Source organism: Bacteroidota bacterium, assembly GCA_040388375.1.
In the GTDB taxonomy this organism is placed as follows: Bacteria; Bacteroidota; Bacteroidia; order UKL13-3; family UKL13-3; genus JAAFJM01.
In genome coordinates, this window is sequence record JAZKBU010000020.1 from 15,409 (window position 1) to 41,768 (window position 26,360).

General features: G+C 37.7%; 14 protein-coding genes. 4 read left to right on the plus strand and 10 right to left on the minus strand.

Annotation, left to right across the window (positions count from 1 at the left end; translation table 11 throughout):
• Positions 1-11: 11 nt before the first annotated feature.
• From V4538_17090 to V4538_17125, 8 genes are all read right to left on the minus strand, one after another.
• Positions 12-1,853 carry a PKD domain-containing protein gene (locus V4538_17090; GenBank protein ID MES2382765.1) on the minus strand — a complete coding sequence of 614 codons (1,842 nt, stop codon included), beginning with the start codon at positions 1,851-1,853 and terminating at the stop codon, positions 12-14.
• An 886-nt stretch (positions 1,854-2,739) separates the two neighbouring features.
• Positions 2,740-11,298, minus strand: coding sequence for a hypothetical protein (locus V4538_17095; protein ID MES2382766.1), 8,559 nt, complete (start codon positions 11,296-11,298; stop codon positions 2,740-2,742).
• 15 nt (positions 11,299-11,313) lie between these two features.
• Positions 11,314-12,948 carry a hypothetical protein gene (locus V4538_17100; protein ID MES2382767.1) on the minus strand — a complete coding sequence of 545 codons (1,635 nt, stop codon included), beginning with the start codon at positions 12,946-12,948 and terminating at the stop codon, positions 11,314-11,316.
• Positions 12,949-12,986: 38 nt separating this feature from the next.
• Positions 12,987-16,475 (minus strand): hypothetical protein, encoded by a 3,489-nt coding sequence (locus V4538_17105; protein ID MES2382768.1) that lies wholly within the window; start codon positions 16,473-16,475, stop codon positions 12,987-12,989.
• A gap of 92 nt (positions 16,476-16,567) precedes the next feature.
• Positions 16,568-17,035 carry a hypothetical protein gene (locus V4538_17110; GenBank protein ID MES2382769.1) on the minus strand — a complete coding sequence of 156 codons (468 nt, stop codon included), beginning with the start codon at positions 17,033-17,035 and terminating at the stop codon, positions 16,568-16,570.
• A gap of 44 nt (positions 17,036-17,079) precedes the next feature.
• Positions 17,080-17,409, minus strand: coding sequence for a hypothetical protein (locus V4538_17115; GenBank protein MES2382770.1), 330 nt, complete (start codon positions 17,407-17,409; stop codon positions 17,080-17,082).
• 287 nt (positions 17,410-17,696) lie between these two features.
• Entirely contained in the window at positions 17,697-19,133 is a 1,437-nt protein-coding gene (locus V4538_17120; protein ID MES2382771.1) for a hypothetical protein, read from the minus strand.
• A 221-nt stretch (positions 19,134-19,354) separates the two neighbouring features.
• Positions 19,355-20,188 (minus strand): hypothetical protein, encoded by an 834-nt coding sequence (locus V4538_17125; GenBank protein ID MES2382772.1) that lies wholly within the window; start codon positions 20,186-20,188, stop codon positions 19,355-19,357.
• A 478-nt stretch (positions 20,189-20,666) separates the two neighbouring features.
• Here V4538_17125 and V4538_17130 point away from each other — a divergent pair, with 478 nt between their 5' ends.
• The 4 genes from V4538_17130 to V4538_17145 are packed head-to-tail and all read left to right on the plus strand — an operon-like array spanning position 20,667 to position 23,337.
• Positions 20,667-21,191, plus strand: a complete 525-nt coding sequence (locus tag V4538_17130; protein MES2382773.1) for a hypothetical protein — start codon at positions 20,667-20,669, stop codon at positions 21,189-21,191.
• Positions 21,192-21,247: 56 nt separating this feature from the next.
• Positions 21,248-21,844: a hypothetical protein gene (locus V4538_17135; protein MES2382774.1), complete on the plus strand. Its 597-nt coding sequence runs from the start codon at positions 21,248-21,250 to the stop codon at positions 21,842-21,844.
• Positions 21,823-22,614 carry a histidine kinase gene (locus tag V4538_17140; GenBank protein MES2382775.1) on the plus strand — a complete coding sequence of 264 codons (792 nt, stop codon included), beginning with the start codon at positions 21,823-21,825 and terminating at the stop codon, positions 22,612-22,614. The genes V4538_17135 and V4538_17140 overlap by 22 nt, the downstream gene beginning before the upstream one ends.
• 51 nt (positions 22,615-22,665) lie before the next feature.
• Entirely contained in the window at positions 22,666-23,337 is a 672-nt protein-coding gene (locus V4538_17145) for a response regulator transcription factor (GenBank protein MES2382776.1), read from the plus strand.
• Positions 23,338-23,363: 26 nt separating this feature from the next.
• Here V4538_17145 and V4538_17150 read toward each other — a convergent pair whose 3' ends face one another.
• Both V4538_17150 and V4538_17155 read right to left on the minus strand, forming a co-directional pair.
• Positions 23,364-24,461, minus strand: a complete 1,098-nt coding sequence (locus V4538_17150; protein MES2382777.1) for an FAD-dependent monooxygenase — start codon at positions 24,459-24,461, stop codon at positions 23,364-23,366.
• Positions 24,451-26,343 (minus strand): LodA/GoxA family CTQ-dependent oxidase, encoded by a 1,893-nt coding sequence (locus V4538_17155; GenBank protein ID MES2382778.1) that lies wholly within the window; start codon positions 26,341-26,343, stop codon positions 24,451-24,453. Before V4538_17155 ends, V4538_17150 begins: the two co-directional genes overlap by 11 nt.
• Between the last annotated feature and the right edge of the window lie 17 nt (positions 26,344-26,360).

The window sequence follows — 26,360 nt, forward strand, 5'->3', positions numbered from 1 at the left end:
AGTTTATTTTTTTATTGTTTAACCATTCGTTTTGAGTCTATAACTGTTCCATCAACTACTAAAGTATAAACATATACTCCGGTTGATAAATCATTGGCAAAAACGGTTAATTGTCCCTGACCTTTTTCAAGTATATCATGCGTTTTAATTACTTTACCATCGGTGTTGGTAAATGTAATTTGTGCTTTGCTAAACTTGGCCGGAATACTGTATGCAATAACGGTACTTTCAGCAAATGGATTTGGTACATTTTGGTTTAAGATAATCACATTTTTATCAGTAATGGTAATAGCAGATTGTGTTTTGTCGGTTGTTTTTATATCTGCTTTACCTGTTGGTGTATTGATAGTACGTTTTAACTCTCTTTCTCTGCACTCCACTTTAATTTCGGTACAGAAAGTTTTGAAGCAACATCTTTCTCTGTCGCTGGCAAAAAGTGTTAAACATACTTTATAGGTGCCAGAGGTTGCATATTGATGAGAAGGATTTGAACCAGTTCCTGTTGTTCCATCTCCAAAATCCCAGAACCAAGAACCAATAGGTAGTCCAGTATAGAGAATATTGCTACTGAAGTTATAAATGCAATTACGTTCGTCTATGCTAAAACCAATTTCAGCATCTATTTTGCATTCACCTTCGCATGCTTTTTCTATTTTTAAGTCTCTGCAAATTTCACGTGTACAGCACTCTTTTCCATTAAATATGGTTACTTTTAAACATACTACATAACTACCGGTTGTACTGTAGAAATGGGTAGGGTTTAATTCTGTTGAGCTGTAGCCATCGCCAAATGTCCAGCTGGTTGAAACTACCTGATAGCCGGCAGGTAAGCCTGTAATATCGGCAGTGAAATTCACACCACAATTATTAATTTTAGCATCCATACCTAATTTAAAATCACAAGGTGGTATTACTATCGGTTGGCAATTACCAAACAAGGCTGTTGCCACACTGCCTGAGGTTAAAGTAATATTATGTACTCCGCTTCCTGATGGGAAGGTTTGTGTCCAGCCTGCCTGGTTTACTTCTGATACTGAATAGTTGCCCGGAGTAAGTCCTGTAAAGCAATAGTTACCTTGGTTATCGGTTACCTGTGTTGCTATTATGTTGCCTAAGTTATCTTTTAATACAATTGTCCATCCGCTAAGACCTAAGTCGGTGGCGGGGCTAACATTTCCATCGCAGTCTGAATCGTTTAGCTTGGTACCGCAAATACTGCCTGTTGTATTGCAGCAAAGTGGTGAAAGCAAGTTAGCTCCTGTTATGAATCCGTCTACTGCAAAACCCATGGCTACACCACCGGTATTACGTAAGCTTACTGTTAAGCAATGTTGGCCTGCGGTTAAAGCAAAAGTTGAGTCAAATATTAACCGTCTATTCCATTGAAACTGGTAGCCTAACATAGCTGATGCAATTTGGTTGCCATCTAAATAAATAATAGCACCATCATCTACTAATAAATCAAATCTAATACGCACATTGTTGTTTTGACAAACACAAAAGCAACGTTGAAAATCGAAGGTTGGTTGTGGTGCCGGGTTGTTGGTACCATAAGCGTTTGACTGGAATGGCGAAACCCATTTGGCATTAGGGAAACTAGCCCATGCTCCGTTGGGTGCTATATCCCAGCAAGGGGCAGGGAAGGTAATACCAGCCGAAGGTGGGGCTGCTATAAATGTCCAGTTGCTTTCAATAGCTAATGGTGTTTGGTAGGTAGAGGTACTTTGGTTAAAACCTGTACTAATGTTTAAGGTGGTTGCTGCACATGCTGACGATGAGCAACCCGTTTGGCCATAAACTGCTTGCGTTGCTGTAGCAATAAGCAATAAAATGAATAGTGAAATTTGTTTCATAAGTTGTGTTTTAAATGTTGTTTGTTAAATAATTTTTTTACTTGTTTTTGTGTTTTTGCAATTGTTTAATAAATAAAATGTTTTGTTTCTTTTTCGTGTTATGTATGGGTTGTTTAGTTACCTACTCTTCTTCGGATTTTTGGTGTTACTCCGTTAAAAACTATTTCAAACGTACTTATAGTTAGGTATTTGCGGCAATAGTGAAAACTCTATATGTATGCAGGAAAACACTCTTTTTTGATAGGGGAAACACTCTTTTTTTTAATGTGTACTGTTTTGGGACATACTTAAAAGAGTAGTATAAAAAACACATAAAATAAGAACAAGTTGGATGCTGCTCTTTTTTAAAATGGGTGCATGAAATGTATATGGAAAAGGTTATGAATAATAGAGTGCGCTTTACTTTAGCTATTAAAGAAAATTTTATAGTAGCCTTATAAAAAGCATAGCTTCAGGTATTAATATTTCAGTATGCTACGCCTTACAAATTCTTTTTTCAATTCTTGATGTCAACTATTATTTGGGTAGGTATTTCAACGTCTACATCACCTTTTTTCCAACCACTCCACTTAAACCTGCATAAAGGGTAGCTACTGTGCTTGTAAGGCATAACTTATAAATATGGCTGTAAATAATAAAAATTGTTTTACCATAGCTATAGTGGAGTGGTTGGGAAGGTTTTAGATTAACCTGATTTTTATTGCGCACAAGAAATAAAAAACCATATTCAAATACAATAGTAGAAACACTCTTTTTATGTAGGGAAAACACTCTTTTTTTAAGAGGTTATTAAAATGAAATAAATTTTGGACAGCACATAAATTAAAAAAGCCGCTTACTTATAAAGTGTATTTATAGGTAAACGGCTTTTGTTTTTGTAAGTTAATTATGATGTGGCTATAGCACTTAACGCTAAAGTAAGAGGTATTTGTAAAATAGGTACAAAACTATCAGTTATAGAATAGGCGGTTAATGTAAAAGTATACGCACCTTCATTTTGTAACGGACTGTTGTTTGTTATCCACCCGTTTATAGCCGTGGTTAACATATCAGCAATGGTTTTTCCGTGGTCAGCAACATTAAGTTCGGTTGGTGTAATTAAGAGCACCGGTAAGTCTACCGTGAAAGTTGTTCCCGGTATTACGTATGTATAATCACACTGCATTTTTATAGTGTATTGGGTAACGGCACTATTTATGTTTTCTGTTAATGCATCAAATAAAGCAAGTAATTGTGTATTTAATGTACGTGTTGGTTGAACCGGATAGGTAGTTGTTCCAATGGTCGCTATGTCTATAGTTTTGTTGGTGTTTAACAATGGAATTAATTTATTGTAAAACATAACCAATGGTGTTTGGTATATAAACAACGGATTGGTTGTTTGCCAGGTTCCATCATGGTTTTGCAATAACTCTTCGTTGCGTATTACAGCTACACTGCTCCAAGCATTTTGCGCACTTAAAATATCAAGGCCATTTATTACAACTGTTCTTGCAGCCACAATGTTCCTCTTTTCGTATAGCAAGTACACTTTGTTGCCTGAGTTGTCTAATTGATAATAAAGGTAAGCATGTGGTGTGCCTTTTACTGCTTCGTTTGTATAACCATCTATTGTTACTTTTATGTCGGCAGCATCTGATTGAGCATCGCTTGCAACAATGGTTATTACCAAGTATTCTGTTGTATCCTGTGCACTTTCGGTAATGGTATAGGCCAAAGTAAATGGAGGTGCGGGAGTGTCAGCAGGAGCTGATTTTAAAATAGGCGTTCTAGGGTTTACCTGATTTGTTTGTTTCCATTGTGTAGCTACATCATTCACTAAATCAATAAAGGCAAGCATGGCGTAACGTGCATTAATAGCCAATGGTGAAGATGCATTTAAAGTGGCAGGCGTTAGCATGGCCAGGCAATTATCAAAATCAACACTAATGGCCGGATAATTGCTTATAAATTGGGCAAGCGCTTGGTATAAAGGTAAGTTGTCTGTGTTGGCATTGGCATAAAAAGTTTGGTTTTCTGCCGTTACGTTAAACTGTATTTCTGTTACTATGGTATCTTGCGCGGCTGAGCTGTTTTGGTAGGTATAGTAGTATTCCCATGTACGTGCTTCGCCAATGGTAATTGGTATGGGCTGTGTTGGGTCATTAACAGGATAATCAAAGTTTTGTGCAGTAATAGAAGGTGGTGTTGGGTATGCACGCAACGGTATAGGTATAGTAGTTAAACCTACATCGCTCATATTGGTAAGCGGGCTTGGTTTGTCTGCTATTTCACCATCAAGCGGAACAATAAAGGTTAACCACGATGATGCTAAGTAGTCTGCTAAGTCAGGTATTTGTGTTATATCAAACTCTAAGTGGCTTACTTTGTATTGCATGTCGCCAAAAGAGAAACTACGTCCTTCGGCTGCATCTTTTGCTTCAAACATATAGGTGAGCCATGAGTTACCATTGGCAGTTGGAACCTTGGCTGTTGACAGTGAGTACTCGGTTGATTTAGGTACAATGTCTGAGCCTGCTACACTTGGATCCTGGCCTAACATTTTTCCATATAATGAAGGAACGTATGGTGCCTGTGGCGGCTCATTATTAACTCCCTGATATGATGAACTAATGCTTGCTGTTGTTTGCACTGATGCTACATAACGGTAAGCATTGGCCAGTTGTATTAATATTTGTTGTTTCCATTTGTCTTGTGCATTGCCAATATTAGCCGGGTTTTTTGCTACGCACGGAGGTGAGGTTTGTCCGTTACATGGGTCAATAATAAAATCAATGGTTCCTTCAATGGCTTCTGCTAAATTTTGTTTGGCATCTAATACTAATTGTAAATAATCAGGGTCGGTAGCAAATACATTTTCGGCAGTTAATAAAAATGCAGGTACTGCATAGGTTGGACTTAAAAATTTATCAACGGCTTGTAGGAACTGCTGACCCCAACTATCCATATCAATACTGGTGAAATTTTTATTAACACCACTGGTTGGAACAAAGGCTTTACCTTGCTGATAAGTACTTACTTTAGCAGAGAACGATTGTAAACTTGTTGCCAATGGAATAGGAGCAAAGTAATACATTTGCTGGTTATTGAATCCAAACTTAAGACCATTAGCCCCTGTAGTATCAAAACGTACCATCCAAATTGGAGCAGTGGCTGTCGTATCGCTATTGCCTTTGGTTAGGTTAGCCCCGGTAGCTGCTTTTAGTACTATGCCGGTATTTGGTTGGTTTATGAATGCTTTTTCAAACTCTTGTGCAAAGTAAGTAAGCGCAAGCATACTGTTTAGTGTGTTTTCTGATAGTGGTTGTATAACGGTATTGGCTAAAGCTACACCTGCTACGGTGGCAAAATTAGGATCTAAGTTAGCTACACGCTGCATGGTTAAACTGGTTAAAACCAATGAAATTTCGGGCAGTGTAGTTAAGTTAGTGGTTGTTATAGTATCACTGATAGTATATGTTGCTATAGCAGCTGGCTGTTGTCCGGCAGCTATTGCTTTGAGGTAAGTAATAATAGGATTGATAAAGTTGGTTAACAAATCGCTATTGGCAATGGTATGTTCAGTTGGTGTGGTAATAGCTCCAACTATTTTATCTTCTACCGTTGTTGTATAATGAATAACCATATCGTTGCTGTTAAGCTGATAATAGATATTCATGTATGTAATCAAGTCTATTTGCGCATTGTTTTCTGCTCCTGTGCCTTGGTAACGTACGGTATTGAAATTAAAGTTTAAGTTAATGTTTGGATTGCTGCCATTTAATTTAAATAAATACGATGCAGATACTGAAGGCCATTGGCTAAGTGCAATAATGGCATCAGCATATAACAACTGCATAGAAGCACTTAATGGTGTTGTACTTGCCGGAGGAATGTTTCCAAACATGTCTTGCCAGTTAAGTACCATTTGTACGTTTGTGCCTATACCTGCGTATGGATTAGGGTATAAAGGATCAGTACCTACGGGTTGTACATATTTGTAGTATGGTACAACTGCATTGTAATTCCAATATTCCACATCATCATTGGCAGCAGTATTGCCTGCTTTTGTATTGGCAATAGCTTCTTCATCCATTGAGTCTACTGGGCCGGCCGGTGTAAGGCTTATAAAAGCCGGTATAGCCGGAACTGATAAACCAATCAGGTTGAATTGTGTTTCTAAGTATACTTTATTTTCTGCCGGAGTAGGTATTGGTTGTGTTGGCGTATAATCGCCTGGATTTTGACGCGAAACCTGGTAACCTACATTGCCCGGTAATAAGGTAGCTACACGTGTTGTATATTGTTGTGCTGCCGGAGCATCGTCAGGCGATTGAACAAATACGGATGTGTTTGAAGTATCAATAGTATCGCCAATAACCACACCGTTTACAAAAGGATTGGTAATTAAATTATCGTAGGTAATAACCAATGTAAGGTTAGCCATTCCATTGCCTGCAAATAAAGTATCAGGTAGTCCTTTGTTCTCGCTGTTGTTATAGTAAAAATAAAAACCACCGCTGCGTACTATGCTGCATTCCCATAATAGTTTAATAAAATCTCCGGCACTGTTCAGTGTATTGTAGTTTCTTGCCGGAGGTGTATCAAGTGCCATAAAGTCCATAGCCATCAATGCTACCGGATTGGTTTCTGTTGATAGGTTGGCTTGTACAATGGCTGTTTTAAAATCACCATTGGCATCTGAAACATAACCACCTGCTGAATTTTGCGTAGGGTCAGGTTGATACAATATTTGAATTTGCTGAATGGTTTTTGTGCCATCGCTATCATTGTTTGTATTCAAATAAGTAAGTAACTCTTGTAGGTAAACAGTACCTGCATCATCAGCTCCTACCAAGTTATACATGTTGTTTGATAGTGGAGTTATTTGTCCGTTAACGGCTGTTATTTTTTGCAATGAAAAATTAACGATGGTACCCCAAGTATAGTTTTTTACTGTTGCTTTGGTAGTTCCACTATCGGTTGTTGTTAGTGTTTTAACATCAAAAAGCCAGTTGCCATTTTCTGCAAAAATAGTTGTTAAGTTAGAAGGTAATTTCCACAATACAGGTTCATTGCTAACGCCTGTATAATAATCGCCTGGGTATTGCCATAAAGCTGGGCTACCTAATGAAAATGTTTGAGGAGTATCATTGTAATTAATAAGTGCACTAGGCCCTTGCGTTAAGGTTGGTGTAAAGTTGGTACCTGCTACATCGTTTATATGTTGTATCTCACTATCATCAATAGTAATGGTCAATGTATTGTTGGTTGAAGCAACCATGTTAATCCAGCTTACATTTGGGTTTTGTAACAACACTGAATATTTGTCGCCTTTCTTCAAGGTTGGAATAGCTATTTGCTGGCCGGTTAACAAGTACAATGGTTGTGTAGTTCCAACAGCTGCATTGGGTGGTGGAGGTAAGCGTAAACCATGTAACATAAAGCGTGAAGCCATGCCGGCTATTCCTTGAACACTTGCAGTTACTGCATTGCTCACTACATCACTCACTTTAGCTGATGCACTGTTTTGTGTATTTAAATAATCCAATGCTGCCTGTAATGCCTGTTTGGCCAATAAAGCAACAAAGTCGGTAAACATGAATGTAGGGAACGACAGGTTTGGTTGTTGTTCGTATGTCGGGTCAATTACATTGCTGCGATCTGTGTTATCATAATACTCAGCCGTAATGCCTGATTGGTAGTCAACACCGCTTGATGCGAGTATGGCTGTTATATCGCTGATATAATTTTGTGTACCTGTCGGTGTGTTTGTTGCAAAATTAACCGGAGTACCTGCGATACCATTCAGGCTGGTATTTAAAATTAATTCGGGTATTACAGGAAAAACAGCGGCATCCATGGTACCACTTTGTGTAGCATCAACTGCACTGATGTTTAGTTTAAAGTAATTGCTGAAGAAAGTTTTTATATCATCATGTGCAGCGTTTGTATAGTTAAACGGAGCCTCATGGTTTGGTCGTGTGTTAAAATAGCAAAGCAGGGTACTTATTTGTGCTGCTGTTATGGTTTGATTTTGAAGCCAGTTTAAACCGGTATTGTCAGTAGTGTTACCAATCAACGCATTGATAGCCCAGTACAATACACCTTCGGTTAAAGCGGAAAGACTATTATCTGCTGCATCTGTCCTGATGTATAGCATGGCTTCGTATTGAGGTCCTGATGCACCTGCTTCGCCTGATACGGTTAGTTGCGGAAAAAACAACAAATCTAATGGTACTTGTGTAGCCGGTTGAATGGGTTGCCATTTTAAAGTTATAGTATCGTTTGTAGCCATCATTATTCTTGGGGTGCTCATTGCAGCCACTTTTCTTGCTGCGGTTTTTGTTACGGTTTTAGCTGGACATAAGTTCCACGGAGCACTAGCCGAAGTATCATTACCAATGGTAAATGATGCGCGTATAGTAGCACTAAAATGCAATGATACTTTAATTGAGAATAAACCCAAGTTTATTTTAATGGTAAGCTTTACGGAAACACCTGCTTCAAAAGTTATAGGTATTGGCATATAACTTTCTATTACCATGGTAATGTAAGCATAGGCCATAATATCAAGTCGGGCTGATATAATAGCAAAATTAATTTCGCCATATATATGGCCTGTTAAACCAAATGTTCCTTGTATTTTATAATAGGTTTCATCGTGGCTGTTTAAAGTGGGATTGGCACTGAAAAAACCTAATACGCCTTGAAAAATACCAACGGCTGTTAATGAAAGTCCTGCCTTTAATATACCTTCATCAATGGTTTTACCTACGCCTAATGAAAGTCCTAAACCAAACTCTATAACAGGGTTAAATACTCCACAAGTTGTAGTAGGTACATTGGTTGAAGTGGCGCCACTTAAGTAACCAAAATAAAACCCACCGTAACCCACAAAAGGAAATACTTGTATAGAGAATGAACGAGAGAAATCGGTTATGCTGGCCGGGAAACCAAAGTCTAAATAAAAGTTACCATTGGTATAAATTTTTATACCAATTATAGGTAGTGTGATAGATACTTCTCCAAACTCCATGTGTCGCCATGCATCAGGTACTTGTAAGTCTAGCTGATACATACCTATGGAGTCGTTTATTTTTTTGTATAAAATTTCAAATTGTAAACCGGCAAATGCTTTTGCATCGGGGTTAACGCCTACCAATAAACCATACATGTTAGGGTCGTTAAATACTGCAGCTATACGGTAAAATTTGGCTACCGTAAAATCAGTACCAATAAGCCAATTACTGTTTTGGTCAAATACGAGTGTGCCGGGTTTGGTGGTGCCTGTTGCTGCAGGTACGGGTACATCTGTCGAGTTTTCATCGGACGAAGATGTAAAGGCATTGTTTAAGGCTATTATGGCCGCATCTACAGAGTCTAAACTAGCGGTCTCGTACATGGAAACATGCTGACCCATTGCTAATAATTTTAAGTCGAAAAACTCACTACCCATACCCGGTACCGGTGGCATTTTGGTGGCATCGCTACCTTTGCCATCTTTTTGTAAAGGAGAGTCGCTTTCAATTGGTAAGCCTAAGAATGTTCCGTCAAAATACATGTACACGCCACTGCCTGTAACAGAATCTTCTTTGGTTATTTTAATGCCTTTTATATTGATAAATCCTAAATCAACATTGATTGGAATGGTGGCTACAATACTACTTTGAGCAGAGTCTTTATAACGGGTATAGGTAAATTCAAATCCCGATAAATCAATGCTGTTTAATAAATTCCATGGTGCAGGTAAAGTAAAGCCCGGGCTGAAAACTCCAACAAAGGTGCTTATTAATTCGCCTAACGAAATCTTATCAAACTTAATGTCTATAATATCGTTTTTGGCATTGCTTGTATAGGTAATGGTACTGGCAAATTCAGGTAGATTTAAATATACTACGGTATCAGCAGTGCCAAATTTATAACCCACTATAAAAGTTAATCCAAGCATCTGGCGTGCATCGGCTGTACCGGTAATGGTACCCGATGTTTTACCATCGGCAAAGGTAATATCTACATTGGCACTTAACCTTAAGTCGAAAGAGCTGTATTGCAAATGCCAGTCAACATCACCTTGTACTTCATATATGGATGATTTACTTGTATCGTCAGGCAAAGTATCGGTAAAGCTTACATTGCTTATATTAGGTAAGTTATTGGTTACCCAACTTGGAATGGTATTTATACCCATGCCAAATGCTTGTAAGAAAGTAGTAGCAATATCGCCTAACGAAATGGTTTGATCAGTTCCGGTACTTGCATTGAAAATCCACGCACTTCCATCATAAGCGGCTGATATATTTAAGTCAACCCCTGTGTCCGGAGTACTTGGGCCTATGTGAAACGAACCTGCTATTTTTCCTGTGGTTACACCTTGTTGGCTGCTAACATCCAAACTCAGTCCGGTCATAGTAAAACTTAAGTCGGGGCTTGTTATAGTAAAGAAAACCCAGTTGGTAACTATAGCGCAATTGAGTATATAGTTTTTAGCGTTAGGGTCTATTTCTATATTTAAAACAGTTATTTCCGATTGCAGGTCAATACTCGTCCCGCTCCAGAACATGGTAAGTAAATCGCCTAACTGTATGGTGCCATCAATAAGTTGTACACTGGCTGTAAAAACAGGAACGTGTGCAACTACCTGTATGTTATTGGAGCCTGCAGGCCCTATGGTAAAATTACCTGTAATAGTAAATTCAGTATTAATACCTCCGGGTGTTCCAAAACCTGCAACCAGGGAATTAATATCAATACCGGTAACAGCTACACCGGGTAAAATTTGCCATATATAATCAGATGGTGTGCTAATATCAACCGCAATGTATTCTACATTGCCTCCGGCTGAATTATAGCTAATATCAATGGTTTTAAGGCCAAGTGTGGTTAAGGTGCTGAAAGGTTGTGGCAATGCAGTAGTAAGGTTAACACCTCCTACTAACTGGTAAAAGTTTGAAATGCTTGGATATGGTTCAAGAAAAGCGCCTTGAAATAACCAGGTATTATTGGTAACGGGATAACCCATTGTTACCTGTAGTTTTACTGCGGTATCAATACTACCGCCTAATAAACCAACTACCGGTACTTGTGCTTCTGCTACTGAAATGTTATAAAACGGGGCACCAATGGAAAACCAATCAACTCCGGGAAGCGATAACATCTGGTTGGAAAGCATAATGTTAAATGTAGAGTTGAGAATCTGGCTGTTTATATAAAAGTTGACTGAACAATCGCAGTTGGGTATTCCAAATGAATTGGTGCTGCCGGTTATTAATATGCTGTTTTCATCAGGCATAGCAATAACTACGTTGTTAATCACTAGCTGGTTATCGGGTACGAATTGCTTGTATGCACTTGAGGTAACAGGCAGGTTAAGGGCAGCCGTGGCATTAACAAAAAATAATTGTTGTTGGGTATTTACCTGTTGTTGTAAGCCGGTATATAATTGTTGTAATTGTAATGCGTTCATAGGTTTATTATATAATTATTGGCCATCAAGATTATTTACGAAACTTAAGAAATACAGAAGCCCTAAGAATAGTTTGTCTTGCTGCTGATTTTGAAAGAAATTGTATAAGTCGGTAAAATAGGGTCTGAGAGAACCTGCAGCATCAGCAGCCTTGTAAGCATCAATGGTTAAGGAAGCAATGGTATAAATGGGGGTTGCCTGGAGCCCCGGAGAAGGAGGATTTAAAATAAATGCATCTCCAAGGCTGGCGTTGATAGTTGCTGTTGAATCTTTGAATCCTAATACAGCATTATTGCATCTGGTAGCTGTGGGGCCATTAGGAGCGCTTAATGGCAAAGTAGGATAAACAATGCCTGCATCTTTTAATAAGTTTAAGTAAGGCTTATTTAAATTGAGCACAAGGTTGGCAGTGGCTTTCCCTTCTAATAAGCTTGGCAGCGAGCTACAGGCATACATATAATCAAATGCGCTTATAGGTAGGCCGCCCATTTTTATTACCAATATTTTGTTAGCACCACCGGCTCCCTGTAATGCCGCAATTTTTGCATCAAGGTCAGCATTGTCATAATTAATTACCTCTACATGATTGGCTGCTATGTCGCCCTGTATGGCAGGTAATTGTGTTACAATCGCATTCAGGTTTGGCAAGTCTGCTGCTGCACCGCTTAATAAGGTATTGAGTGCGGTATAGCTGGCAGCCGGGATGTCGGCAATATTTACAATAATGGCTCCACGCTGTAAATTAGCCAGTGTAGAAAAACGTTGTGTATATCTTACAGCGGTTATAAGGTCAAATAATACATTTTGAGAAAGTACTGCAGGGTTTGCATTGGTTGCCCCTGTAACATCACTTCCTCCTATTCCATATACAGGTAACAGGTTTATGGGATTTTCTGCACTGGTACAAGCAGCTATAATTTTTTGGTATGGCGTATATTTATTTTGATTGGGAGCTACAAAACTGGCCTGTGTAGGAGCTGCTGGGGCATTAATAAAGTAGCCTCTTTTTCTTCCATAAGTGAGTCCGCCCAAAGCAGCAACGTTTAGTATATTTTCTCTTGCCGGCAGGTCCTGTTGTTGTATTGCATTCTCCTGAGCCCATTGGTAAGGCTGAAGCTTTAAAAACAAATTAACATTCACACCCTTTGCATTCGGGTCATCAGGGTAAGGCTTGTTAGCTAAGTTTGTAGCGTTGCTGTCAAACCCCCCGGTAAAACCAAAATTAAGCAAAGGATAGTCTGCTGCATGGGCTTTGAAATAGGATAAAGGAATCATTGATGCTGTTGTGCTGGCATTCAAAGCTACGTTTACAGGTGTACCATTAGCGTTGGGAACAAATCCGGGTATTAGCTTGATTAACTTATCGGCAGTCAGGTTGTCTGCCTCGCCTACGGCATAAACAACATCGTAGTTTTGGTTAAAACCTAACTGTATAAGGCGCGACATAATTAATACGGTGTTTGACTGATGCCCCATACCCGGAGAATCAGCTACAAATACCCTGATTATTCTATTCTCTTCAAGCTGCAGAAAGTTGCTGATGAGTGTTTGTTGTTGCTGCAAACTTTCCGTAAATATATCGGCTACATTATCTAAAAGTGTTTGTATTGATTCAACTAAAGGTTGTTCGGGTATTGTATTCAATGGCATAGTGATAAGGTTTAAGATAAATAACTTAATTTTTTGTTTTAACTTTTTACGTACGATCCATACCAGCCTAAACTTTCGGGTTTTGCATCGGTAGCCGGGTTGCCAAATAGCATAAAACATATATTTCCTCCGGGAGGGAATGAAAGACTGAATACTTCTAAAGCAATATTGTTTATTTTCATGAGGTAGGCAGTTCCGGTAGTACCGGTTGCTTTTTGAAGCATAATGGAACCAATGTTTAATTTCAATACACCTTGTAAGCTAAACGAAGGTGCTTGAGGGTTTACACCGGGTAGTTTTACACCTGCCCATGCGCCTGTTGCACCTACGCCCCAAGCCATCATAAAGGTAGAAGTAAAACCTGCAGAACTAGCCAGTGAACCCAGTGTGCCCATGTTTAAATTAAATACCAAAGCATACCATTGTCCGCTTACATTTTGCTGTTGTTGTAAGTCAGGTATGGCTACACTTAAATAACCTTGCGAGGTAGGTGTGTTGGTTGAGTCGCCACTGGTAATACCTGATAGTTGTAAAGGAAAGTGTGCATATAAACTATTGGTACGTGGTGTACTTTGTCCTATATCAAAAGCCATTTGATCAATGTCGAACACAAATGTTTTGGTAGTGGGTGTTTCTAATTGAAAGGTAAGGTCTATATATAAATTGGAGTACGATAAACCTCTAAAATTATCTGTAGGACTATCGGGTTCTGCCCCAAATGAAAATAGATCAAAGCCAATTAAATTGGTATAGTTAATAAAGCCCCAGAATGAAAATTTTGAGATAACGGTATTGCTTGTTACATCGTTTTGCGGTACTACAGTAACAAAGGCGGTTTTTATAATTTCAACATCGGTTATAACGTTGTTGTTTACTAAGTTTAATACATTGTCTTCTGTATTGGTAAATGCATAAGAAGGTACACCATTGTTGTTTTCGTAAGTACCGGTCAGTATAATTAAGTTATCTCTATTGGTGGCATTTACTTTCTCGCCAAAAAGTTTATTAACCGTAAGGGCTAAGTAACTATTGTAATTGTATATTTTGCTATTGATAAATACGATTTTTAATTGCAATACTATAAAGTCATAATCAACCAAACCATTTATAGGCGCATTTGCTTTGTATACAACAGGGTCTGCTCCGAAGCCTTCAAAAGTGGGGTCTTCGTAATCAATTAAAGCAAACATAGAGCTGGTAGGTTGCATAGCTACTGCTCCGTTCACGTTGTTTACTATACTTATATCAATACCAAAATGGTGCGCATAAAAATTGTTTAAATCAATGCCGGCCAATAAGCCTTGCAGTTCTTTAGGAAAATCCTGTACACTAATATCAACACCTAAAGCTATTACACCATGCCAGTCGGCATTAGTGGCTATGTTATAAAAATTTGCATAGTCATTGTCACCTTGCACAGTGTATTTATCCATTCCACTTTGTATGTATTGTTGCAACCACATACTTAAGTTGGGCAAGCCGTTATTGCTTATATCGTTAAAAGTGTCGGGCGAGTTCCACCCTTGAATGTTTTGTACCCTATCAATTAGTTTGCCTGAGCAAAATTTAAATATCAGTACGTTTTTATATTTACCATTTACCTGCTCTGTGGGTACATTTAATAAAAATGGCCATTCAGCAATTTCCATTTCACTGCTAAAATTACTCAATACATAAGTACCATCACTCAGTTTTTCATTGTATGAAATAACCAGGAACAATTGGTTGGATTGTAAAGCACTTTGTAAGGTTGAACTTGCAGGTGTAAACTGTAAGTTAAATATTTCCGATAGTTTACCCTCTGCCGTTAAAAACTGATTGCTGGCTAATTGCAATGTTTCCCATACTCCATTTTGCGGATTAACATCAATATAAAATCCTTGCGGACTGGTAGAGGGAATGTTATTGCCACTTATTGCCCGTGCACTTAATAGCGTAGTAGGCGAGGCAGGAATATTTTCTGCACTCATTACTTGTGTAATAATGGCTTTGCGTGTGGGATTTAATATTTGTTTTTCAAATAAGGTAAAGTCAACATTGATACTTGGTGTTGCTGTTACAATGCCATAAGGTACCAATGGAAAAAATATAGTGTCTTTAGCGGCTGATAAAACACCCGAACCTGTGGTTAAATGTGTAAACAAAGGAGAGGTTGAATCTTTATCAGGCGCAAACAAAGCAGCACCTTGTGCCTGTGCATGGTATACTACCGGTGTAGCTGCGCTATTGGCCATTACTACTCCATTCCATGCGGTTATATAATTAGTATTTAACCACTGTTGAGTAGTATTGCTGCCTACTACATTTTGAGAAGCTTGTATAGGAAACTGAGGAGCAAAAGCGTTTTGATTGGTTTTATAATACAACCAATCGCCAGTGCCCGTTATGATATTATTATTGTCAATAAACTGTGGTGTAAAACTCACTGTTTCTGTTGAGCCTAATCCACACATTAATTGTATTTGGTTATTAGCATCAACATTTTGTTGATAGGCTGTACTTAATGTAAGTGACAAGGCTCCTTGTGGAACCATGTACCAGGTAGCCTGTGGGTCGTCAGGTGTTTGTTCACTAAAAACCAACATAGCACTATTTTGAGTAGGATAGTTTATGGAGTTATTGTAAACAGTAAAATTGGTATAAGGAACCAAAATAACCGGGTAACCAAAATTGGTTAGGTAATAAGAAGGCAGGGCAGATGTTCTGCTACTTTGCGTAAAAGTATTATACGTTTGCCCTAAAAAAGAAAGGTAAGAGTTTACTCCGGCCTTATTCAATAAATCGCAGGGATATATACTAGCCTGCATTTGTATTAAATCGTTTAAATTACCTGCTTCTATAAGCGCGTAGTTTACTACTGTTAGTACACCATTGTTTGCATTGTTATTAAAACAATAATTGTTGCTTACGTTAAAGCCAATAAAATCTGATGCGGCATCAAAACCTAAAATAAACCTAATACGACCCTGCCCTATTCCTGTTAATGGAATTTCAAGCCCGCTCATAATTTGCGAAGAAGAGGAAAGATTGTTTGGCTTAAAAGTATAATTGGTATTGCCTTGTTGATCGCTTATGGTTAAACAATTATTGGTGCTGTCAATGGTTAATGAAACATTGTTGTTGGTTATAAATAGGGTTGCAAAATTATTTCCAAAATTAAAATTAAACTGGCTTAAAACAGTATATACTCCGTTGGTTCCACCTGTTAAAATAAGTTGAGGAGTATTGGTTGTGGTAAGTACTACATTGGGATTGCTAAACCAAACTACGGAAGCAGATTGAAAGTTTTGCATAGGCCCCAGGAACGTATATACATTACCTACAAAAGTAGTGATGTCAATAGTTGGGGCATTTAATGCAAATAATATATAGCCGGGGTAATTAGGTATATCAGTTAAAGTTAAAGTGCCACCTGCCGGACCACTGGTATCCTTTTGTAATAGGTAAGCACACCAGTTACTATCGCTTGCAGCAATATACAATGAACTATTGCCCGATGCACTGTTTGAAAAAGTTAAGGTTGCCATAAATTATACTTGGTAAAGTCTGATGGAGGTATTGAATCAAAAAGGTATTAACTGCCAATTGGCACCTTGAAAATGAAAAGGTATAATGAGTGTTAGTTATGCGTGTACCAGCCTACTAAATCGCCTTTAAAACTAAAGCTGGTATTGTTTCCGGTAACGGTGTAAGTAAAGTCGCCTTTTAAGTTTGAAATTAAAGGAGAGTCGGTAAGGTTGAGTGTTAAGGTGCCATTAGCGGCCCCTAAGCCCGCCTTGACATCGAATTTATAAATAGGATTGGTTGCAGTTAAAGATTCTATACCAACTAAAACAGTAGATACATACAATGTGCATACTACAATTTTACCTGTTGAGTCTATAGTGTATTGAGTAAGTAAATCTCCAAAATAACGTTTTCCTTGGTATCCTTTTGGAACAATAGCGGGTTCGCTTTTTTCAGTTGGATTACTTTCTTGGGGTATTAATACTATAGGAATACCAACAAGAATAGTTACCATCAATACTTTTAATAAAACCAAACGGACTTTATTAAAGGCGTGTAAGTATTTCTTGTTGGATTCCATAAATAGTGTTTGCCTCAGGAAATAAAATTACCCAAGTGTTTTAATTACGACCAGGTAGCAATTTGCTTAGCAAATGCTGTTTCGTTTTTGCCGTCTTGGTCTGTTGCACGACCATTTGCAGTCACTTGTCCGCTATCAAAACCAAACTGAGCTCTAAAGCTAATAAGGTCAATTTGTAAAGACTGTAAGCCGGCTTTAAACTCTACATTGGTAGCTGTTGGTTGCACCGGTGAAAGTGTAATAGAACCTAAGTTACCAGCAGGAGAAGTAAAAGTAATAACTGCTACTTGCATACCTGACATAATTGATACTACCGTTGTTGACTGGATGCTATTTACTAGCATTGAGGTTTGTGAATAAGGATAAGTTGCCATAATTGTTTTGTTTTATATGTTTTAGTGTCCAACAAATATGTATAGCATATTTTACAATTGCATTAGGGAAAGTACTCTTTTTTAGTAGGAAAAGTACTCTTTTTTTTAGGGAGAAACACTCTTTTTGTAGTCAATATTAAATGGGTGTAAAGTTTATGTATTTAAATAATTATGCAAAGCCAAATTGTAAATGCAACAAGCAAATATTTTTTATTAAAATGTATTATTAAACAAAAAAAGCAACCCAACTTGGGTTGCTTTTTTATAGTTGTATGTAATAAGAGAACTTACTTATCAATAAACTTAGTGGCTTTCTCTATAGCTATTTCTTTAGTCTTCATAGCCTTTTTAAACCATGTTGGCACATTCTCGCCTAAGTTTAAACTTATCATTTTAAAAGCAAGCTTATTGCCATCGCAGTAATAAGACATCATTAATCCGGGAGTATATTCACTTCTCCATATTTTTTCTGATGATTCTATTCTGTTTGGCGTATTATAATAAACGCTGCAAGGGTAATATTGACCGTTTTCTACTACATAAGTTCCCGGTAAAGATACGTTAGTACCCGTATTTATAAATTGGTTTGCCCAGTTACCAAAAATTGTATTTAAATCAGGTGCAGGCGGGTATTTTTTATCGGCAGGCTGTACCCATTTACCGGTATTGCTAACCCATGCATGCATGGTGTCAGTATATCTTTTGGCATTGTTGTTAGCATTGGTACTTATAGTATTCACAACATCAATTACAGCATTAGCAGCTTCTGTTAACCCTTCATTATCGCCATAAATCACAGCAAGCATCATCAACGATTTAGAAGCCATCATATTTATCTCAGAGAAAAATACACTGACAGGACTATTGTTCATTTCCTGATCAATAATAGGTTTCACTTTGCTCATATATGAAAACCAATTGTCGCCATACCAGTAGTTAGGTAAGTGTTTACCTTGCATAGGGTATTTTGCAGGGTTTTGCATAGCCGGGCCACAAGGTCCATCCAATAATTTCTGCCATATTTCAGGCGACTCTCTTTTAAGATGAGTCATACCATCTGCAGTATAAATACCCTTTGCCCTGTTTAAAATATTTTCCTGGGTTGATATAATACTCATGTTAGTCATCCTGTCAAATAAACTCTCCCTATCATCAAACATTTTTAAGGTAGCAGTTTGCATAGCCTTCATTTCATCTAGTATTTCTTTAGCAAAATTCACTGTTTGCGAATGGTATAATCTAACAGCTACTGCCAGTTTCTTTTTATCGCCCTGAGCGGTACTTAATTTACTAATACTAGTAATATGTCCCCATATAATAGTCCATTTGGTTTCTATTCTGTCTTTTGCATTTTTGTAATCACGGTATTTTGCAGCTTGGTTAATACGCTCTGATTCTTGTTGAATTAGACTGGCCAACATATTAATACCACTTTGAATCTTATCTAACTGGCCTCGTAGTTCTGCTAAGGTTTCTTTTATTTTATCCAATTCTGCTAATATTCTATCCGTATCGCTTGGCGTGTCCTCAGTACCCGGAATACCCAGTGCACCCATAAGGGCAGATAAACCTTTTGTTAATACAGATCCGGCAAATCCCTGGATGGGTGCGGGTAAAAAGCTAAGTGCTTTTTCAATACCTTTTGCGGCAAGAGCATTTACGCCTTCTATTACTTTGTCCTTTACATCGGCAGGGTCTACAATTGATTTTGTTTTGTTGTTCATAGGGTTTTATTAAAGTTTTATCTATTATAGATTATATTGTTACGCATTATAAAACAAGAATATTAAAAACTCAAGAGTATTGTTTGGGGAAAAGTACTCTTTTTTAAGGGAGAAACACTCTTTTTGGGTTTTGCGTATTCAGTGAGACATAAAAAAGCCGCCCACCTATAAAAGTAATTTATAAGCGGGCGGCAGGTATTGTTTCAGGCTTAATTATTTAATTAACCTCCGGTAACAGTAGCGCTGTTAATAAACAACTGACCAGTTGCATTATTAGCCAATGTTACCTCAATAATGTTAGCACCGGCCGTTAATAATTTTGCCGGAATGGTATTGCTAAACTCGCTAAATCCTCCACTTGTAGGGCTTAAGCTCCAAAACGATTTACCGTTAACAGTTACTGCTGTTGGTGAATTAGCTACACCATTTACCAAAGCAGCTGCTAAATCCATTGAAAAGTTAACATCAACAGCTGATGATAAATCTACCTGAAAACGGATAAACCCATTGTTAACCAATAATGACCAGGTACGGTAATCAGAACGGTAACCGGCACCTTGGTATAAAGGTATAGAGAAGTTAGCAGTAGCTGATGGATTTGGTATTGAAAGATCAATGGTTTGTGTGGTTAATACCGCTTGGTCAACTGTTGCTGCATTGATGAAAAGTTGAGTAGTTGCAGATTGGTCAAGTGTTACCGTAATATTATTGTTACCAGCTACTAATAAGTTAGCAGGAATTACCCATGATACGTTGTGAAAATCTGCTTGATGGTCACTGTACGAATTAACAAATGCTTGTCCATTTACAGTAATGCTAATAGGGTTGTTAGCACTTCCGTTTACCAAGGCTGCACATACACTTAGTGTTAAAGCAACCGGAATAGCGGTTGGAAGAGAAAGATTGAATTGAATAAATCCTCCGTTTTCTAATAACGACCAAGTATTAAAATCAGCGCGGTAGCCAGCACCTTGGTATAAAGGAATAGAAAAGTTAGCAGTAGCTGATGGGTTAGCAACTGACAAGTTGATTGTTTGAAGGGGTAAAGTACTCATGTTTTTAATGTTTTAGTTTTGTTCTTACTCATAAGGCTTTTCAGATTACGCCCCTACTAAAAAACCTTGTAGGCAGGTTCGTTTTTTTAAGTGGGTTCTGACTCCACTTTTTTCAAAAGCTTTTTGATGGGACAAAGATGTGAGATAACCAGAGGGCAGGTAAGAGGATAAAGACCCATTTTAAAAAAAGGATATAAATGATTGTTTGGGTAGTATCTTAATATTAATGTCCTGTATTATTTTATCTGTGTAATGAGTACAAAATAGGGTAGCTATAAAGTAAGGTATAAATAGGGTGTATAGTTATGAATTAGTTATAAAAGGTAAAAAATACCAATTTTTACAAACAGGTATTTATACCTGTTTTGTTTTTTTAGCCAAGTATTTATATCTGTTTTAAACCAGCTTAGTACTATAGTTTGGTGTTTAGTAATTTGGTTTATTTATTATTGTGATGTACTATTAAATTATATACATTATGAAAAACATTTATTTAAGCATTTCAATTGTTATTTTCCTTTTTACACTGTTGTCTTGTCAAAACAAATCAACTGAAAAAACAACTTCGGGAACTGGAATGGAGGAGCCTTCCGATACTCCTGGTTATGAAGGTTACGCTGTTCGTTTACCTTTAGACTCAGCTATAGATTATATAAAACGTTATGGTGAAGTATGTCGTAGTAAATTTGATGGACAAGTACCTATTAAAGCTTTTACCATACATTCGGTTGATTTGTTTGAAGCCATGGGAATGCCCGCTGGAATGCGCGATTCTACCGTGTGTAAATACAAAAGAGTACGTGCGTATTTGGGTATAAACTCGCATGGTACATTTAAGTTAATGATAGTTCCTGTGCAAGAATTAACAGGAGTAACACCAGCAGACAGTGCTGGAAGAGATACTATATTACAAGATGACAATGGGCGATATGTGTTGGATTTAAATGCGCCATGCCCTGCCACTTGTGATTTTGCCAGTGAGCTTTATAATGCAAGTAATTAGTAATGAGTTTAACAAAATTCATTATCGTCTTTTCTCATCTCCCAATCTTTATTACTATGGTTTATGCTATAGTACATTATAAAAGATTAGGGAATGAGTTAAAGGTGTTTTGCTATTTTCTTTTTTTATCAGGTATTATTCAGTTTGCTTCACTGGCCTGCTGGTTTTACGGAGCCAATAACCTTTTACTTTTGCATATATATGTGGCGGTTGGTTTTCCTTGTCTGGCTTGGTTTTATGGAAAGGTATTGCATAACTTTATACATTCAAAACTAATATGGATAGTAACTATTGTTTTTTTACTTTTTACTTTATCCAACTCCCTGTTTATTCAAAAAACAAATAAGTTTAATACCTATGCTTTAACAGTTGAAGCTATTCTTATTATTATCTTATCGCTTTCAACCTATATGTTGCTGTTAAACGATATTGTAAAAGAAAGACGAAAACATACCATAAAAAGCCTGAATTGGATTAATTCAGGCTTGTTTATTTATTATTCATCGAGCCTGCTTATATTTTATTTCAGCGCCATTATAAGCGATACTTTTCCTAAAATTTTAGTGCGTTATACTTGGGCCTTTCATTCCTTCTTTTCAATGGTCATGTATTTTTGTTTCTTTGTTGGCTTATGGAACAGACCCAAGCATTAGATTTTATAAATACGCTGCTACCACTGGTGAGCACTATTTTTATTATTGCCGTAGGTGTGGTTATGCTTAACCAGCACTTCCGTAAAAATTTGTATCGCCAAAAATTAGCGCAGGAAGAGCTAAAGAACATCCATCAACAAGAATTATTGCGTTCAAGCATTCAAGTTTTAGAAACCGAACGCAAACGCATAGCACAAGATATACATGATGAATTAGGAGCGGTACTTTCTATAAGCCGCATGCATGTAGTACAACTGGAACAACTGCATAAAGAAGATATTGCTTTATTACCCGCTTTACAAAATGTACGTAATTTAACCGAAACCGCTATAGCGGCCATGCGCAGAATAAGCCATGAGTTAATGCCATTGCAATTGGAAACATTTGGTTTAATAAAAACATTAGAAGCCATGGCTACGCAAGCCAATAAAACAGGCGAAATAAATATAGAAATAATAGCAGCACCTGATTTGCAAACATTGGTATGGCCCATAAAAATAGGTTTGTATAGAATAAATATGGAACTTATTAATAATACTTTAAAACATGCACATGCCAAAACAATACAAATAGAATTTAGTAGTAGTAATAATATAATAACTTGCCAGTATAGCGATGATGGAATAGGGATAGTTGACAATGGTGTAACTGACGGCTTAGGACATAAAAGTATGGAGGGGAGAGTTAATTCACTAGGAGGTAATTTTACAATGGGCAATAAAGAAACAGGTGGTTTTTATGCCCGTATTGAAATTCCTATAGTTGCTTAAAAAGAGTTAAAGTATAGATGAATGGTTAATAGATAACAAAGACACAAAAGTATGCAAGACAAAATATACATAGGATTAGTGGAAGACCAATTTTTGTTTAGAGAAGGCATGAAAGCCATTTTAAGCTCATGGCCTAACATAGAAGTGGTTTTTGAAGCAGCCGATGGTTATTCTGTAATTGATAAGCTGGAAGCAAGCACTATTATTCCGCATGTTATGTTGGTTGATTTATCATTGCCAGCACTAGGTAACAAAGAGTTTAGCGGTTTACATGTTACCAACGCCTTATTAGAAAAATATCCCGATATAAAAGTACTTATTTTATCGGTGCACAAGGATGAAAATTTTATAGTACAACTCATAGAGCAAGGAGCACATGGCTACTTGGTAAAAGACAGCGACCCGCAGGAAGTATATGATGCCATCACATCAGCACATGAAAAGGGCTCATACATTAATGAGCTTACTTTAAAAGCCATACAAAACAATTTAGGTAAAAAGGGAAAAGCCAAGCGTATGGATATACAGATTACCAAACGCGAAGAAGAGATTTTGCAATTGGTTTGTCAGCAACATACTGCCGAAGAAATAGCCGATAAACTTTTTATAAGTGTAAAAACAGTAAACGGACACCGTAATAATTTACTACAAAAAACAGGCTCACGCAATGTAACGGGCTTGGTTATTTATGCTATAAAAAACAATATAGTTAATTTGGTATAAACCCTATTTTATTAAAACACCCTTATTTATTCTTGATGCCTACGTTGCCAGAATAAACTATCGGGCCAGCGTTGTTCCGCATTATAATGCTCATGTAATTTTATATGGTAATGTACAAAAGCATTTTCCATAATGTACTGATAAGTTTGCAATGCATCAGGCTTCTGAGCCAAGGTATCAGCCAATGCATGTGCTCCATAATACCCGGCTGCCAAAGCCGAAGTAATACCATAAGAAGAAATAGGGTCAAAGGAGTAAGCGGCATCGCCTATAGCAATCCAGTTTTCGCCATAAGGTTTTTGCATACGCGTACTATTGGCTGCATGTGTTTTAAGTTTAGTTATTTTATCGCTTGTAAGTGGTTTACTAAATAACTGCTTAATTAAAGTTGAGCTGTTAACAGCATCACAAATAAAAGCTTGTTGCTTGTCTTTTTCAGGTAGTAAATCCATATCGGTAAACAACATAACCGATAGCTTACGTTTACTCAAAGGTGCCGCATAAAACCAACCATTTTCTATGCTTTCCGTATATACAAATTTAGGTATAGTTGTGTTTAGTGTAACTTGAAAATGAAGAGCCGCTAACTGATCCAGTTGTTCCTTTTGCCTGCCCAGCTTTCTGCATACCGATGCTTTACGTCCGGTAGCATCAATAATAAAATTGCAGGAAATAGGGAGTGTTTCGGTTTTTGATTTAAGCGTAACGTTTAACTTCTCTCCTTGCGATACAACATTATGAAATGCATAACCGGTTAATAAACGTGACTTGCTTTTTAAAAGCAAGTCACGTAATTGTTCTTCAAATAAAGGCCGGTTCAGTAACACTCCCTGGTTATGTTTTTGAAACAAAAAGAGCTTTTCTGCTACTTTATTATTTCCCCATACTGATTGGTTGCCGAGGTAATAAGTATGTTCTTCATTGTCCAATAACTGTTGCAAGCCAAGTTGTTTAAACAAAGGCAAAGCATTGGGCGGAAGGCACTCTCCGTAATGGTGGTAACGCCCTGTTTTGGCATCTACCACCAAGCATGGAATATTGCGGGCATTTAAAGTAAGTGCTGCCGCAATACCTGCCGGACCTCCGCCTATAACTATAACGGGTACGTGTTCCTTAACGTTCATCTCTGCCAAAGAAAGGTCTTCTCTTACCTTTAGTTACACCACCTCTTGCCAACAATAATTTTTCTTCTTTTTCAGTTACTCTTTCTGCATAACGTACTTGTTGCATGGTTGCATCTACTGTGGTAAAAGGCAGTTTGGTTTCTTTCCATACCTTGTTAGGTAGCAACTCATTTTTCTGGTTAACAGTTTCCTGTTCTACTATCAAACCAAGGTCGTGCCACTCACTTACCATGGAGTTTATTTTGCTTAAGTATTGCGTGCTGAACTGGCGTAACCAATCCTGCCTGTAATCAAAATGTTTTAAGCGCTGGCCTATGTTTACATTGGCATCGCTCATACGGTTATAGCTGTCTTCGCTTAATATTTGATTAGGTACTCGTGCTGCCCAAAACGAGGGTAATGGCAAATAAGTTGTACTGTCGTAACCTGATAAGCAACTGGCTTCATCTGTTTGCCAAGGCACGCCTAACCAACGGGTTAATGAACCCGGTCCACTGGCCGAAATAGGTCCGTTGGGGCCTAGCGCTATAGCCGGACTTAACAAAGGGCCATAATTTAAATTTGGTAATTCTCCTTCGGGTAATACATTTAAACGGAATGCTTCTTTCCACATGCTTTTATTACGCATAGGCCAGGTTAATTCTATACCGGGATGAAAAGGGCCACCTAAACATTCTTCAAAAGGAGCTACGTTTAAAGCATCTATTTGTTGTTGTGGTGTAAGTGCATCAAAGGCAGTAACAGGTTTTGTTTTTTTAGCTATAAAATCGCCATGTGCCCATTTTTCGAACCATTTGTATAGGGTGCTTGTCAAAGGCAAATTATCTAAAGCTATATTGGTATAATCGCCAAAACCATCACCATAAAATGGAGGTACTTTTTTAGGCTCTGATTCAGTACTGTTGGGGTTGCGTAACCAGTTAAATACACGCATTCTTTCCGCTTTAGCTGCATCAGATGGGTCAGCCAGTTTGCTTAACAATTCCGGATTGGTAAAGTCGGAGGGAGAGTTTTTACCAAACAACATAAAGAAACCTTGATTAACCCATTGTGTATTGGTCATACGTTCCAATACGGGGTATATATGTTCCCAAAAATTAACTGCTTTAGCTGTTGGGTCCGGGTAGTTAAATTGTTCAATAAATAAATTCAATACCACATCGTACATAGTTATAACACCAAACAAGCCGGGTGCAAAGTTGGGCGGTGTAACAGCTACCATAGCCGGTTCTGCTTCAAACTTTTTACCTTTAATAGTTACGGTAGCCCTTATGGTTCCGTCTGATGTGTCGTCATGCCAGCCTACGTTATTAGCAAATGTAGTTGGCGGTTCATTGTTATACGATGCAGAATGACCATCGCCTCCAAAAAACAATAAGCGTCCTTGCGCATCGGTTTCTATTTTACCCAATGGAACAGGTATACCATAAAAACTGCCACCTGTTAATGCATATTGTGGTTTGTCTTTTTGGTTTTTACCACTTATTTTTTTAGTACTGGGGTTTATTACCAGTTCTTTTCTTGCATCACCGCTTACATCGCCATTCCTGAATTGCGATGCAATGGCATAACCTGTTAAGTCAAGTGCATTGTTAAACTCATACCAAGCCGATTTAACGTTGGCTACATGCACGCGCCAATCAATAGTGGCTTCTGCTGCGGTCAGTTCTTTAATAACTTGTCCTGCTGCGTTAAAAGCATAAATACGAAAACGGGCTACTTGTTTTTTTACTTTACCTTCTTTGTCTTTATATCCTCCTGCAGGTTTTTCTACCGTACCGGGTATATCAGAAGCAAAGAAATATTCTTGTGAGTTTCCTATGCGTGCAATACCCACCGGTGGGTATATGGCTACGCTGTGAATAGTTTCGTTTTTAGGCATGGTGTATTTTGAATAAG

Coding starts and splice junctions, on each gene's coding strand:
- V4538_17090 (MES2382765.1), bottom strand. CDS start 1,853: ATGAAACAAATTTCACTATTCATTTTATTGCTTATTGCTACAGCAACG.
- V4538_17095 (MES2382766.1), bottom strand. CDS start 11,298: ATGAACGCATTACAATTACAACAATTATATACCGGCTTACAACAACAG.
- V4538_17100 (MES2382767.1), bottom strand. CDS start 12,948: ATGCCATTGAATACAATACCCGAACAACCTTTAGTTGAATCAATACAA.
- V4538_17105 (MES2382768.1), bottom strand. CDS start 16,475: ATGGCAACCTTAACTTTTTCAAACAGTGCATCGGGCAATAGTTCATTG.
- V4538_17110 (MES2382769.1), bottom strand. CDS start 17,035: ATGGAATCCAACAAGAAATACTTACACGCCTTTAATAAAGTCCGTTTG.
- V4538_17115 (MES2382770.1), bottom strand. CDS start 17,409: ATGGCAACTTATCCTTATTCACAAACCTCAATGCTAGTAAATAGCATC.
- V4538_17120 (MES2382771.1), bottom strand. CDS start 19,133: ATGAACAACAAAACAAAATCAATTGTAGACCCTGCCGATGTAAAGGAC.
- V4538_17125 (MES2382772.1), bottom strand. CDS start 20,188: ATGAGTACTTTACCCCTTCAAACAATCAACTTGTCAGTTGCTAACCCA.
- V4538_17130 (MES2382773.1), top strand. CDS start 20,667: ATGAAAAACATTTATTTAAGCATTTCAATTGTTATTTTCCTTTTTACA.
- V4538_17135 (MES2382774.1), top strand. CDS start 21,248: ATGGTTTATGCTATAGTACATTATAAAAGATTAGGGAATGAGTTAAAG.
- V4538_17140 (MES2382775.1), top strand. CDS start 21,823: ATGGAACAGACCCAAGCATTAGATTTTATAAATACGCTGCTACCACTG.
- V4538_17145 (MES2382776.1), top strand. CDS start 22,666: ATGCAAGACAAAATATACATAGGATTAGTGGAAGACCAATTTTTGTTT.
- V4538_17150 (MES2382777.1), bottom strand. CDS start 24,461: ATGAACGTTAAGGAACACGTACCCGTTATAGTTATAGGCGGAGGTCCG.
- V4538_17155 (MES2382778.1), bottom strand. CDS start 26,343: ATGCCTAAAAACGAAACTATTCACAGCGTAGCCATATACCCACCGGTG.